Below are 13,536 nucleotides of genomic sequence, written 5' to 3'. Positions count from 1 at the left end.
CCAACCCAACCCCACCCCCGCCACGAGGGGCTGCGCCGTTGGCTGAAAATCCATGTAACCGCTTACACGAAAACGGATTTTTGCCGTAACGGGTATCATGACCGGCTGACTTCACACAGGAGCCACCCGCTCATGCGCCGCAAGATCGTCGCCGGAAACTGGAAGCTGCATGGCAGCCGTCAATTCGCCAATGAACTGCTGGGGCAGGTCGCCGCCGGGCTGCCGCTGGAGGGGGTGGACGTGGTGATCCTGCCGCCGCTGCCGTACCTGGGCGAGCTGGTCGAGGACTTCGGCGAGACCGGCCTGGCCTTTGGCGCGCAGGACGTGAGCAGCAACGAGAAGGGCGCCTACACCGGCGAGGTCTGCGCCGCCATGCTGGTCGAGGTCGGCGCCCGCTATGGCCTGGTCGGCCATTCCGAGCGCCGCCAGTACCACCACGAAAGCAGCGAGCTGGTCGCGCGCAAGTTCGCCGCCGCCCAGCACGCCGGCCTGGTGCCGGTGCTGTGCGTGGGCGAGACCCTGGAGCAGCGCGAGGCCGGGCAGACCGAAGTGGTCATCGCCAGCCAGCTGGCGCCGGTGCTGGAGCTGGTCGGCGCGGCCGGTTTCGCCAAGGCCGTGGTCGCCTACGAGCCGGTCTGGGCCATCGGTACCGGCCGTACCGCCACCAAGGAGCAGGCGCAGCAGGTGCACGCGTTCATCCGTGGCGAAGTCGCGCGTATCGATGCTAGAATCGCTGATTCACTGCCCATTGTTTACGGCGGTAGCGTGAAGCCCGACAATGCCGGGGAACTGTTCGCGCAGCCGGATGTCGATGGTGGGCTGGTCGGCGGCGCCTCCCTGGTGGCCGCGGACTTCCTGGCCATCGCACGGGCGGCGGCCGCGAACTAATCCTAGAAGTTTTGTCCGAGGGCGGTTTCCAATGCTGATGTTGATCCTCAATGTCGTCTACGTGCTGGTCGCTGTGGCCATGATCGCGCTGATCCTGATGCAGCGTGGCTCGGGTGCGGCGGCGGGTTCGGGCTTTGGTGCCGGTGCCTCGGGTACGGTGTTCGGTGCGCGCGGCGCCTCGAACTTCCTGTCCAAGTCGACCAAGTGGCTGGCTGTCGTGTTCTTCGGCATCAGCCTCTTCATGGCCTGGTATGCCGGTCATGGCAGCCGCCCGGCGGCCGACCAGGATCTGGGCCTGATGTCCGCACCGGCGGCAGTCGCTCCGGCGGCTCCGGCGGGTGAACTGCCGGCCGTTCCGAAGGCCGATGCGGTCCCGGCCGCCCCGGTTCCGGCCGCGAATGTGCCGGCTCAGGCGGAATCTTCGGTTTCTGGTGAAGAAAAGCCTTCGGAAGGCTCCCAGAAAGACTGAAGCCGGTTACAATACGCGGCGCATCGGGAAGATAGTCTGATGTGATCGTTTGCCCAGGTGGCGGAATTGGTAGACGCACTACCTTGAGGTGGTAGCGACGCAAGTCGTAGGGGTTCGAGTCCCCTCTTGGGCACCATTTGTAAGTAAAGCGGGTTCGTCTGGCGCGCAAGGCGCCAGGCAGATTCCCGTCCACTCCCCCATGCCAAAGCGCCTGCAGGCGCGGCGGCAGAGGCAAGAGAGAATCGCTGTGCTGGCCGAATATTTGCCGTCTCTGCTGTTTCTGATCGTTGCCACCGGTATCGGCATTACGCTGATGCTGGTTGGTCGATTCCTCGGTCCCCGCCGCCCCGATCTGGAAAAGCTGTCGCCGTACGAGTGCGGCTTCGAGGCCTTCGAAGACGCGCGCATGAAGTTCGACGTGCGCTACTACCTGATCGCGATCCAGTTCATCGTCTTCGACCTGGAAATCATCTTCATCGTGCCGTGGACCCAGGTCTTCATGGAGCTGGGTGCCCGTTCGCTCATCACCATGGGCCTGTTCGTCGGCATGCTGTTCCTCGGTTTCATTTACGTCTGGAAGAAGGGAGCGCTGGAATGGGAGTGATTCAGACTCTCGATGGCCTCATGAACAACCCCACGCCGGAAGGCCGGGTTGATGACATCCTGCGGCCGGAAGGCGACAACCCGCTGCTGGAAAAGGGCTTCGTCACCACCAGCGTCGATGCACTGCTGAACTGGGCGCGCACCGGCTCGATGTGGCCAATGACCTTCGGCCTGGCCTGCTGCGCGGTCGAGATGATGCATGCCGGCGCCGCGCGCCTGGACCTTGACCGCTACGGCGTGGTGTTCCGCCCGTCGCCGCGTCAGTCCGACGTGATGATCGTGGCCGGTACCCTGGTCAACAAGATGGCCCCGGCGCTGCGCAAGGTCTACGACCAGATGCCGGACCCGAAGTGGGTCATCTCGATGGGTAGCTGCGCCAATGGTGGCGGCTATTACCACTACTCCTATTCTGTGGTGCGCGGCTGTGATCGCGTGGTGCCGGTGGACGTCTACGTCCCGGGCTGCCCGCCGACCGCCGAGGCGCTGGTGTACGGGATCCTGCAGCTGCAGAAGAAGATCTGGCGTACACAGACCATCGCCCGCTGACCCCTTCACCTGACAAGAGCGCGCCAAGCCCCCATGGCAGAGCAAGCATCCTTCATCGACCGACTCTCCGCACGTTTCGCAGGTGCGAAGGTCATCGTGGTCGAACCCCGCGGCGAAGTGACGCTGGAAGTGCCTGCCGCCGAGTGGCACGCCACCGCCCTGGCGCTGCGTGACGAGTTTGGTTTCGAGCAGGCCGTGGATCTCTGCGGCGTCGATTACCTGGGTTATGGCTCCGACGAATGGGACACCGCCGACGTGTCCTCGCAGGGCTTCAGCCGTGGCGTCGAAGGCAAGGCCCAGGGCCGTTTCGCGTGGGGTGAGTTCCCCACCGAGGAAAACGGTGCCGACGGTGCCCGCCCGCAGCACATGCCGACCCAGCGTTTCGCCGTGGTCGCCCAGCTGCGCTCGTACCAGCACAACCTGATGATGCACCTGCGCTGCTTCGCCCCTGACGAAGCACTGCCGGTGGTGTCCTCGCTGACCGGCATCTGGCCGGGCCTGAACTGGTTCGAGCGCGAAGCGTTCGACCTGTACGGCGTGATCTTCGAAGGCCACCCGGACCTGCGCCGGATCCTGACCGACTACGGTTTCGTCGGCCATCCGTTCCGCAAGGACTTCCCGCTGATCGGCAATGTCGAAGTCCGCTACGACGAAGAAAAGAAGCGCGTGATCTACGAACCGGTCACCTCGGTGGAGCCGCGTGTCGGCGTGCCGCGCGTGATCCGCGACGACGCCCGTCTGCAGACCGCAGAAGGTGAGCGCGCGCAGGAGGCAGTGAAGTGAGCCACGTACACCAGGCCGGCGAAGCATTCGCCAGCAACGCCGCCGAAAGCCGGCAGGAAATCCGCAACTACACCATGAACTTCGGCCCGCAGCATCCGGCCGCTCACGGTGTGCTGCGCCTGATCCTGGAAATGGACGGTGAAACCATCATGCGCGCCGACCCGCACGTGGGTCTGCTGCACCGTGGTACCGAAAAGCTGGCCGAGTCCAAGCCGTTCAACCAGTCGATCGGTTACATGGATCGCCTGGATTACGTGTCGATGATGTGCAACGAGCACGCCTACGTGCGCGCGATCGAGACCCTGATGGGCATCGAGGCGCCGGAGCGTGCGCAGTACATCCGCACCATGTACGACGAGATCACCCGCATCCTCAACCACCTGATGTGGCTGGGCTCCAACGCGCTCGACCTGGGTGCGATGGCGGTGATGCTGTACGCCTTCCGCGAGCGCGAAGAGCTGATGGACTGCTATGAAGCAGTCTCCGGCGCACGCATGCACGCGGCGTACTACCGTCCGGGCGGTGTCTACCGCGACCTGCCGGACCACATGCCGAAGTACAAGGAGTCGCGCTGGCACAAGGGCAAGGCGCTGAAGCAGCTCAATGCTTCGCGCGAGGGCTCGCTGCTGGACTTCCTGGAGAACTTCACCGTCGAGTTCCCCAAGCGCATCGACGAATACGAAACCCTGCTGACCGACAACCGTATCTGGAAGCAGCGTACCGTCGGCATCGGCGTGGTGACGCCGGAACTGGCGCACCAGTGGGGCATGACCGGCGTGATGCTGCGTGGCTCGGGCGTCGCCTGGGACCTGCGCAAGAAGCGCCCGTACGCCAAGTACGATGCCGTCGATTTCGACATCCCCCTGGGCAAGGAAGGCGACTGCTACGACCGCTACCTGGTCCGCGTTGCCGAAATGCGCGAGTCCAACCGCATCATCAAGCAGTGCGTGGCATGGCTGAAAGCCAACCCCGGCCCGGTGATGGTGAAGAACTTCAAGGTTGCTCCGCCCAGGCGCGAGGACATGAAGGACGACATGGAAGCGCTGATCCACCACTTCAAGCTGTTCAGCGAGGGCTACTGCGTGCCGGCCGGCGAGACCTACTCGGCGGTGGAAGCCCCGAAGGGCGAATTCGGCTGCTACCTGGTCTCCGATGGCGCCAACAAGCCGTTCCGCGTGCACCTGCGTGCGCCGGGCTTCGCCCACCTGTCCTCGATCGATTCGGTCGTGCGCGGCCACATGCTGGCCGACGTGGTGGCGATGATCGGTACCTACGACCTGGTGTTCGGCGAGGTTGACCGGTAATGCCGTCCGCCACGCCAACGCCCGCTGCAGGCAGCCGGCGCAAGCCGGCGCCGCAGTTTCTGGAATTTCACGTTATGCATTTCGCTGAGGTCGGCCGATGAAGGCGACAGGTAATTTCGAGGCGGCGCGCGACGTCGACCCGATGGTGGTGCTGAGCGACAAGACCCGCGCTCACATCGATCACTGGCTGTCCAAGTTCCCGCCGGACCGCAAGCGCTCTGCCGTGCTGCAGGGCCTGCATGCGGCCCAGGAGCAGAACGAGGGCTGGCTGACCGACGAACTGATCGCCGGCGTGGCCAAGTACCTCGACCTGCCGCCGGTGTGGGCCTACGAGGTCGCCAGCTTCTACTCGATGTTCGAGACCGAGAAGGTGGGCCGCAACAACGTGGCCATCTGCACCAACATCAGCTGCTGGCTCAATGGCGCCGAGGACATCGTCCGCCATTGCGAGAAGAAGCTGGGCATCAAGCACGGTGAATCGACCCCGGACGGCCGCGTCTACCTCAAGCGCGAGGAAGAGTGCCTGGCCGGTTGTGGCGGCGCGCCGATGATGGTCATCAACGGTCACTACCATGAGCGTCTGACCCTGGAAAAGGTCGACGAGCTGCTGGACGGGCTGGAGTAAGGGCATGGCACATCACCACGAATCCAAGGGTCCGGTCGGCCCCGCGCCGCTGCCGCACCAGGTGGTCTACACCACCCTGCATTACGACACCCCGTGGTCGTACGAAAGCTACCTGAAGACCGGTGGCTACGCCGCCCTGCGCAAGATCCTCGAAGAGAAGATCCCGCCGGAGCAGGTCATCGAGATGGTCAAGGCCTCGGGCCTGCGTGGCCGCGGTGGCGCAGGCTTCCCGACCGGCCTGAAGTGGTCCTTCATGCCCAAGGGCAACATGCAGAAGTACATCCTCTGCAACTCGGACGAATCCGAGCCGGGCACCTGCAAGGATCGCGACATCCTGCGCTACAACCCGCATTCGGTGGTGGAAGGCATGGCGATCGCCTGCTACGCCACCGGTTCGACCGTGGGTTACAACTACCTGCGCGGTGAGTTCCACCACGAGCCGTTCGAGCACTTCGAGCAGGCCCTGGCCGACGCCTATGCGAACGGCTGGCTGGGCAAGAACGTGATGGGCTCGGGCGTGGACATCGACATCTACGGTGCGCTGGGCGCCGGCGCATACATCTGCGGCGAAGAAACCGCGCTGATGGAATCGCTGGAAGGCAAGAAGGGCCAGCCGCGCTACAAGCCGCCGTTCCCGGCCAACTTCGGCCTGTACGGCAAGCCGTCGACGATCAACAACACCGAAACCTATGGTTCGGTGCCGGCGATCATCCGCAACGGTCCGGAGTGGTTCAAGGGCCTGAGCCTGACCGCCAACGGCGGTCCGAAGTGCTTCTCGGTGTCCGGCTGCGTGCAGAACGGCGGCAACTTTGAAGTGCCGCTGGGCACCAAGTTCCACGACCTGCTGGAAATGGCCGGTGGCCTGCGTCCGGGCCGTACCCTCAAGGGCGCGATCCCGGGCGGCGTGTCGATGCCGGTACTGACCGCGGCCGAGCTGAAGGATCTGCCGATGGACTACGACACCATCCGTGCGCTGGGCTCCGGCCTGGGTTCGGGTGCGATCGTGGTGCTCGACGACAGCGTCTGCTGCGTCAAGTTCGCCTGCCGCATCAGCCAGTTCTTCCACAAGGAATCGTGCGGCCAGTGCACCCCGTGCCGTGAAGGCACCGGCTGGATGCACCGCGTGCTGGAGCGCATCGTCGCCGGCAAGGCCACGATGGAAGACCTGCACCAGCTGAAGGCGGTGGCCGGCCAGATCGAAGGCCACACCATCTGTGCGTTCGGTGAAGCGGCTGCATGGCCCATCCAGGGCTTCCTGCGCCAGTTCTGGGACGAATTCGAGTACTACATCGTCAACGGTCATTCGATGGTTGACGGCAAGAAGGTGGAGGCAGCCGCCGCATGAGCGCGCAACCCGTAAACCCGAACGTGCCACCGGATCACGTGACCATCGAAATCGATGGCAAGTCGCTGGTCGTGCCCAAGGGTTCGATGATCATCCAGGCGGCCGACAAGGCCGGCATTTCGATTCCGCGCTTCTGCTACCACGAGAAGCTGCCGATCGCCGCCAACTGCCGCATGTGCCTGGTGGACGTGGAAAAGTCGCCGAAGCCGGCGCCGGCCTGCGCCACCCCGGTGATGGATGGCATGAAGGTCGCCACCCGCAGCGAGAAGGCACTGAAGTTCCAGCGCTCGGTGATGGAGTTCCTGCTCATCAACCACCCGCTGGACTGCCCGATCTGCGATCAGGGCGGCGAGTGCGAGCTGCAGGACGTGTCGCTGGGCTATGGCCGTTCGGTCAGCCGCTTCAACGAGCGCAAGCGCGTGGTGCCGGACGAGGACATGGGCCCGCTGGTCGCCACCGAGATGACCCGCTGCATCCAGTGCACCCGCTGCGTCCGCTTCACCGCCGACGTTGCCGGTACCTACGAGCTGGGTGGCATGTACCGCGGTGAGAACCTGCAGATCGGTACCTTCGACGGCAAGCCGCTGACCACCGAGCTGTCCGGCAACGTCGTCGACGTCTGCCCGGTTGGCGCGCTGACCAACAAGGTGTTCCAGTTCCGCGCCCGCCCGTGGGAACTGACCGCGCGCGAGTCGCTGGGCTACCACGACGCGATGGGTTCGAACCTGTTCCTGCACGTGCGTCGCGGCGAAGTGCTGCGCACCGTGCCGCGCGACAACGAAGCGGTGAACGAGTGCTGGCTGTCCGACCGTGACCGCTACTCGCACCAGGGCCTGTACAGCGAAGACCGTGCGGTCAAGCCGCTGCGCAAGGTCAATGGCGAGTGGAAGGAAGTGAGCTGGGCCGAAGGCCTGGCCGCGGCCGTCGAGATCCTCAAGGCCAACCAGGGCGACAACCTGGGCGTGCTGGTGCATCCGTCCACCTCGAACGAGGAAGGCGCGCTGCTGGCCCGCCTGGCCAAGGGCCTGGGCTCGAGCAACATCGACCACCGCATCAACAACCGCGATTTCTCCGACGCCGCAACCGCCGAAGTGTTCGGCCTGCCGCTGGCCGAGATCGAAGGCGCCGACCGCATCGTCGTTCTGGGCAGCAACATCCGCCACGAACTGCCGCTGCTGCACGCCCGCCTGCGCAAGGCGCAGACCACCAACGGCGCGAAGATCCACGTCGTCAACCCGGTGGACTTCGACTTCGCCTTCAGCATCGCCGGCAAGCAGATCGTCGCGCCGTCGAAGTTCGTCGACGCGCTGGCCAACGCCGAGCTGCGTTCGGCGGTGCAGGGCGGCAACAACACCGTGCTGATCGTCGGTGGCATCGCCGAAAACCATCCGCAGGCTGCCGCGATCCGCGCCGCCGCGCGTGACTTCGCTGCTGCGACCGGTGCCAAGCTGTGCCGCATCCCGCAGGGTGCCAACGCCGTTGGCCTGACCCGCGCAGGCGTGCTGCCGGCCGGCAAGGACGTCGCCGCAATGCTGGCGCAGCCGCGCCAGGCCTACGTGGTGTACGGCCTGGAGCCGGGTCTGGACTTCGCCGACGCCCCCGCCGCGCGCAAGGCGCTGGTCGGCGCCAAGGTGGTGGCCTTCAGCCAGTTCGCCTGCGTCTCCACCCGCGACGTTGCCGACGTGATCCTGCCGATCGGTGCGCTGCCGGAAATCGACGCCACCCTGACCAACCTCGATGGTCGCGAGCAGTCGGCGCGTGCCGGCGGCAAGCTGCCGGGCGAGGCCCGTGAGGGCTGGCGCGTGCTGCGCGCCCTGGGCGGTGAGCTGGCGGTAGCCGGTTTCGACTTCACCGACCTGGCCGGCCTGCGCGCCAGCCTGGCCCCGGTGTCGGTCGCCGTTGCCGCCTCGGCACAGCCGGTGGTTGCCGGCGAAGGCCTGGAAGTGGCTTCGACCGCCGCGATCTACCGCACCGATGCGGTGGTCCGTCGCGCCCCGGCGCTGCAGTCGCATCCGCTCAACAACGCCCCGCGCATCGTGCTGAACGCTGAAGATGCCGCTCGCCTGCAGCTGCAGGAAGGGCAGATGGCCAAGGTCGGCACCGATGCCGGCAAGGCCACCCTGCCGGTGGTGATCGACGCCCGCGTCGCTGCGGGTTCGGTCTGGATTGAATCGGGCCACGGCGCGACCGCGCCGCTGGGTGCCGCTCGCGTAACGGTGGTGGCTGCATGAACGAATTGCTGTTGAACGCGGTCGATCCGCTGCACCAGTGGCTGCTTGGCCTTGGTGACATCGGCGCGCTGATCTGGATCATCCTGAAGATCCTGGTGATCACCGTTCCGGTGATCATCTCGGTGGCCTTCTACGTGGTCTGGGAACGCAAGCTGATCGGCTGGATGCACGTCCGCCACGGCCCGATGTACGTGGGCATGGGCATCTTCCAGGCCTTCGCCGACGTCTTCAAGCTGCTGTTCAAGGAAGTGGTCCAGCCGAGCAGCGCCAACAAGGCGATCTACCTGCTGGCCCCGCTGATCACCCTGGCCCCGGCCTTCGCGGCCTGGTCGGTGGTCCCCTTCGATTCGCAGATCGTGCTGTCCAACGCCAACGCCGGCCTGCTGTACCTGCTGGCGATGACCTCGCTGGGCATCTACGGCATCATCCTGGCCGGTTGGGCATCCAACTCGAAGTATGCGTTCCTGGGTGCGATGCGCGCCTCGGCGCAGATGATCAGCTACGAAATCGCCATGGGCTTCGCCCTGGTCGGCGTGATGATCGCGTCGGGCAGCCTGAACCTGAGCAACATCGTGATGGCGCAGGCCGGCAATTCCGGTTTCTTCGACTGGTTCCTGCTGCCGCTGTTCCCGCTGTTCGTCATCTACTGGGTGTCGGGCGTTGCCGAAACCAACCGCGCGCCGTTTGACGTGGTGGAAGGTGAATCGGAAATCGTCGCTGGCCACATGGTCGAGTACTCGGGCGGTGCGTTCGCGCTGTTCTTCCTGGCCGAATACGCCAACATGATCCTGATCAGCTTCCTGATCTCGATCTTCTTCCTCGGCGGCTGGCTGAGCCCCATCCAGGGCTGGGTCAGCTTCGGCGACGTCTCGCCGCTGGTCGACTGGATCTGGAAGGGCGGTGCACCGTGGCTGTTCGTCAAGGTGTTCTTCTTCGCCAGTGCCTACATCTGGTTCCGTGCCAGCTTCCCGCGCTTCCGCTATGACCAGATCATGCGCCTGGGCTGGAAGGTCTTCATCCCGCTGGCCATTCTGTGGATCGCGGTTACCGCCGTCATGGTGTTCTTCGGCGTGATTCAAAAGGGCGTCTAAGTGATGAACAGGATTACCCATTACTTCAAGAGCCTGCTGCTGCTCGAACTGCTGGGCGGCCTTTGGCTGACGCTGAAGTACAGCTTCAAGCCCAAGTACACGATGATGTACCCGATGGAGAAGTTCCCGCAGTCGCCGCGCTTCCGTGGCCTGCACGCCCTGCGCCGTTACCCCAACGGTGAAGAGCGCTGCATCGCCTGCAAGCTGTGCGAAGCGGTGTGCCCTGCATTGGCCATCACCATCGACTCGGCCAAGCGCGAAGACGGCACCCGCCGTACCACGCGCTATGACATCGATCTGTTCAAGTGCATCTTCTGCGGCTTCTGCGAAGAAAGCTGCCCGGTGGACTCGATCGTCGAAACCCACATCCTCGAGTATCACTTCGAGAATCGTGGCGAAAACATCGTTACCAAGCCGCAGCTGCTGGCCCTGGGCGACCGTCTCGAGTCCGAGATCGCCGAGCGTCGCGCCGCCGATGCCGCTTACCGCTGAGGTCGAGAGATGGATTGGGTAAATATCGCTTTCTGGGTGTTCGCCATCGCGGCAACGGTTTCGGCCGGTGCGGTGATCAGCGTGCGCAACCCGGTTCACGCCGTGCTCTGCCTGGTGCTGACCTTCTTCTCCATTGCCTGCGTGTGGCTGCTGGTCGGCGCCGAGTTCCTCGGCGTGGCGCTGGTGCTGGTCTACGTCGGCGCGGTGATGGTGCTGTTCCTGTTCGTGGTTATGATGCTCGACATCGACCCCACCAAGCTGCGTGAGGGCTGGGTCCGCTACCTGCCGGTCGGTCTCATTGTTGCCGTGGCGATGCTGGTGCAGATGCTGATCCTGATCGGCGTGAAGGGCAGGGCGGTCAACCCGTTCCCGGCCGACAACGCCGCCGCGGTCGCTGCCGACAGCTCCAACGTCACCTGGCTGGCGCGTACGCTGTTCACCGAGTACCTGCTGCCGTTCGAGTTCGCCGCCGTCATCCTGACCGTGGCCGTGGTTGCCGCCGTGATGCTGACCCTGCGCCGCCGTACCGGCGTGAAGAGCCAGAACCCGGGTGAGCAGACCATGGTCAAGGCCGGCCAGCGCCTGCGCATGGTCAAGATGGGCGCCGAAGCGCCGGTCGTGCACAGCAACAGCAAGCCGGCCGCCGGCGAGGAGACCCAGCCGTGATTACCCTTGGCCACATCCTTGCGCTGGGCGCGGTGCTGTTCGCCATCAGCCTGGCCGGCATCTTCCTCAACCGGAAGAACGTCATCGTCCTGCTGATGTCGATCGAACTGATGCTGCTGTCGGTGAACATCAACTTCGTCGGCTTCTCGCGTCAGCTGGGCGATCCGTCCGGCCAGCTGTTCGTGTTCTTCATCCTGACCGTCGCCGCCGCGGAAGCCGCCATCGGCCTGGCGATCCTGGTGACCCTGTTCCGTACCCGCCGCACGATCAATGTCGGCGAAGTCAATTCGTTGAAGGGCTGATCCACAGATGGAAATCACTCTCTCCAAGAGTCTGTTGATCGCAGTGGTGCTTGCACCGCTGTTCGGCAGCATCATCGCCGGCCTGTTCGGTCGCCAGGTCAAGCGCTTCGGCGCGCAGACCATCACCATCCTCGGCGTCGCGGTTGCCTGCGGCCTGTCGATGTACACGCTCTACCAGTTGCTGTGGGGCGGTGCGCAGCCGTTCAACCAGAACATCTACACGTTCTTCGAAGTCGGCCAGTACTCGGCCCACGTCGGTTTCATGGTCGACAAGCTGACCGCGATGATGATGGTGGTGGTGACCTTCGTGTCGCTGCTGGTCCACATCTACACGATCGGCTACATGCAGGACGATCCGGGCTACCAGCGGTTCTTCAGCTACATCTCGCTGTTCACCTTCTCGATGCTCACCCTGGTGATGAGCAACAACTTCCTGCAGCTGTTCTTCGGCTGGGAAGCGGTGGGCCTGGTGTCGTACCTGCTGATCGGCTTCTGGTTCAAGCGCCCGACTGCGATCTTCGCCAACATGAAGGCGTTCCTGGTCAATCGCGTTGGTGACTTCGGCTTCCTGCTCGGTATCGCCGGCGTGCTGTGGGTGTTCGGCACCCTGGACTATTCGCAGGTGTTCTCGCAGGCCGGCATGCTGGCTGACCCGCGCGCCCAGCTGCAGATCTGGGACGGCACGATCCTGGGCATGCAGCTGCTGAACGAGCCGGTGATCTGGTCGATCGCCACCGTCATCTGCATCTGCCTGTTCATCGGCGCCATGGGCAAGTCGGCCCAGGTCCCGCTGCACGTGTGGCTGCCGGACTCGATGGAAGGCCCGACCCCGATCTCGGCACTGATCCACGCCGCGACGATGGTGACCGCCGGTATCTTCATGGTCACCCGCATGTCGCCGCTGTTCGAGCTGTCGCAGACGGCGCTGAACTTCGTGCTGTTCATCGGTGCCACCACCGCGTTCTTCACCGGCCTGATCGGCATCGTGCAGAACGACATCAAGCGCGTCGTCGCGTACTCCACGCTGTCGCAGCTGGGCTACATGACCGTCGCCCTGGGCGTGTCGGCCTACTCGGCCGCCGTGTTCCACCTGATGACCCACGCCTTCTTCAAGGCCCTGCTGTTCCTGGGCGCCGGCTCGGTCATCATCGCGATGCACCACGAGCAGGACATGCGCAAGATGGGCGGCCTGCGCAAGTACATGCCGATCACCTTCGTCACCATGTGGATCGGTACCCTGGCCCTGGTCGGTACGCCGTTCTTCTCCGGCTTCTACTCGAAGGACACCATCATCGAGGCGGCCGAGATCCACGCCCACATGCAGAACAGCTGGGTGGCCACCTATGGCTACTGGGCAGTGCTGGGTGGCGTGCTGGTGACCAGCTTCTACAGCTTCCGCCTGCTGTTCCTGACCTTCCATGGCAAGGAACGCTTCCGCGACGCGCATCATGACGATCATGGCCATGGCCATGATGATCACCACGCTGCCGACGCCCACCATGCTGATGCCCACCACGGCGATGCCCATGACGACCACGGCCATGGCCACGGTCCGCATGAGCCGCACGAAACCCCGTGGGTGGTGACCCTGCCGCTGATCCTGCTGGCCATCCCGTCGATCGCCATCGGTTTCTTCAGCATCGGTCCGATGCTGCACGGCACCGACTGGGCCGGCCACCATGCGCACGACGCAATCAAGGGCCAGGTCAACACGTTCTTCACCGGCATCGTCGATTTCTACGATCCGGCCAAGAACACCGTTGCCTTCCTGGGCGAAGAGTTCCACGGGCCGGTGGCGTTCGCGCTGCACGGCATGATGCTGCCGCCGTTCTGGCTGACCCTGGCGGGCTTCCTGCTGGCTGCACTGTTCTACCTGTGGAAGCCGGACCTGTCGGGCAAGGCGCGCAAGACCTTCGCTCCGCTGGTGTCGGTGCTGGAAAACAAGTACGGCTTCGACAAGCTGTGGATCGATGGCTTTGCCGGTGGCAGCGTCAAGCTGGGCAAGGTCGCACGCTGGATCGACAGCAACATCGTCGACGGCGTGGTCAATCTTTCGGCACGTGTTGTGGACGTCGCAGCCGGCGTGCTGCGTCGTACCCAATCCGGTTTCCTCTATCACTACGCCTTCGCGATGATCATCGGCCTGATTGCCCTTCTGGGCGTGCTGATGCATTACCTGCGTTGATGACCT

The 13,536-nt window shown here is 64.5% G+C and carries 14 protein-coding genes and 1 tRNA gene; all 15 read left to right on the top strand.

Translation table 11 applies throughout. From position 1 onward, the window contains the following. Positions 1-132: 132 nt before the first annotated feature. The 15 genes from tpiA to nuoL all read left to right on the top strand — a co-directional run bounded on the left by tpiA (position 133) and on the right by nuoL (position 13,530). Complete coding sequence (gene tpiA, locus N7573_RS12575; RefSeq protein WP_279912915.1) at positions 133-888, top strand: triose-phosphate isomerase; 756 nt, start codon at positions 133-135, stop codon at positions 886-888. A 31-nt stretch (positions 889-919) separates the two neighbouring features. Next, positions 920-1,357: a preprotein translocase subunit SecG gene (secG, locus tag N7573_RS12570; protein ID WP_010486424.1), complete on the top strand. Its 438-nt coding sequence runs from the start codon at positions 920-922 to the stop codon at positions 1,355-1,357. Positions 1,358-1,408: 51 nt separating this feature from the next. Further along, positions 1,409-1,493 (top strand) — tRNA-Leu (locus N7573_RS12565). Between the two features lie 111 nt (positions 1,494-1,604). Further along, entirely contained in the window at positions 1,605-1,961 is a 357-nt protein-coding gene (locus tag N7573_RS12560; RefSeq protein WP_008265012.1) for an NADH-quinone oxidoreductase subunit A, read from the top strand. Further along, complete coding sequence (locus N7573_RS12555; RefSeq protein ID WP_005410463.1) at positions 1,952-2,506, top strand: NADH-quinone oxidoreductase subunit B; 555 nt, start codon at positions 1,952-1,954, stop codon at positions 2,504-2,506. Before N7573_RS12560 ends, N7573_RS12555 begins: the two co-directional genes overlap by 10 nt. Before the next feature lie 33 nt (positions 2,507-2,539). Continuing rightward, positions 2,540-3,289 (top strand): NADH-quinone oxidoreductase subunit C, encoded by a 750-nt coding sequence (locus N7573_RS12550; RefSeq protein ID WP_005410462.1) that lies wholly within the window; start codon positions 2,540-2,542, stop codon positions 3,287-3,289. Then, positions 3,286-4,593 (top strand): NADH-quinone oxidoreductase subunit D, encoded by a 1,308-nt coding sequence (locus N7573_RS12545; RefSeq protein ID WP_033835604.1) that lies wholly within the window; start codon positions 3,286-3,288, stop codon positions 4,591-4,593. Before N7573_RS12550 ends, N7573_RS12545 begins: the two co-directional genes overlap by 4 nt. A 97-nt stretch (positions 4,594-4,690) precedes the next feature. Next, positions 4,691-5,218 (top strand): NADH-quinone oxidoreductase subunit NuoE, encoded by a 528-nt coding sequence (nuoE, locus tag N7573_RS12540; protein ID WP_006381132.1) that lies wholly within the window; start codon positions 4,691-4,693, stop codon positions 5,216-5,218. A 4-nt stretch (positions 5,219-5,222) separates the two neighbouring features. Continuing rightward, on the top strand, positions 5,223-6,563 hold the full coding sequence (nuoF, locus tag N7573_RS12535; protein ID WP_005410459.1) for an NADH-quinone oxidoreductase subunit NuoF: 1,341 nt from the start codon (positions 5,223-5,225) through the stop codon (positions 6,561-6,563). Then, on the top strand, positions 6,560-8,794 hold the full coding sequence (gene nuoG / locus N7573_RS12530) for an NADH-quinone oxidoreductase subunit NuoG (RefSeq protein ID WP_279912919.1): 2,235 nt from the start codon (positions 6,560-6,562) through the stop codon (positions 8,792-8,794). Before nuoF ends, nuoG begins: the two co-directional genes overlap by 4 nt. Then, positions 8,791-9,885, top strand: coding sequence for an NADH-quinone oxidoreductase subunit NuoH (nuoH, locus tag N7573_RS12525; RefSeq protein WP_279912920.1), 1,095 nt, complete (start codon positions 8,791-8,793; stop codon positions 9,883-9,885). Before nuoG ends, nuoH begins: the two co-directional genes overlap by 4 nt. Positions 9,886-9,888: 3 nt before the next feature. Beyond that, entirely contained in the window at positions 9,889-10,377 is a 489-nt protein-coding gene (nuoI, locus tag N7573_RS12520; protein WP_006381128.1) for an NADH-quinone oxidoreductase subunit NuoI, read from the top strand. Positions 10,378-10,386: 9 nt separating this feature from the next. Next, a complete protein-coding gene (locus N7573_RS12515) occupies positions 10,387-11,043 on the top strand; it encodes an NADH-quinone oxidoreductase subunit J (RefSeq protein WP_032128645.1) in 657 nt (218 codons plus the stop codon). Continuing rightward, a complete protein-coding gene (nuoK, locus tag N7573_RS12510) occupies positions 11,040-11,345 on the top strand; it encodes an NADH-quinone oxidoreductase subunit NuoK (protein WP_279912922.1) in 306 nt (101 codons plus the stop codon). Before N7573_RS12515 ends, nuoK begins: the two co-directional genes overlap by 4 nt. 7 nt (positions 11,346-11,352) lie before the next feature. After that, positions 11,353-13,530 (top strand): NADH-quinone oxidoreductase subunit L, encoded by a 2,178-nt coding sequence (gene nuoL / locus N7573_RS12505; RefSeq protein WP_134951222.1) that lies wholly within the window; start codon positions 11,353-11,355, stop codon positions 13,528-13,530. The last annotated feature ends 6 nt before the right edge of the window (positions 13,531-13,536 follow it).

The sequence above is a fragment of the Stenotrophomonas sp. GD04054 genome (genome assembly GCF_029836955.1).
Classification (GTDB): Bacteria; Pseudomonadota; Gammaproteobacteria; order Xanthomonadales; family Xanthomonadaceae; genus Stenotrophomonas; species Stenotrophomonas maltophilia_A.
This window is presented reverse-complemented; position numbering and strand designations above follow the sequence as displayed.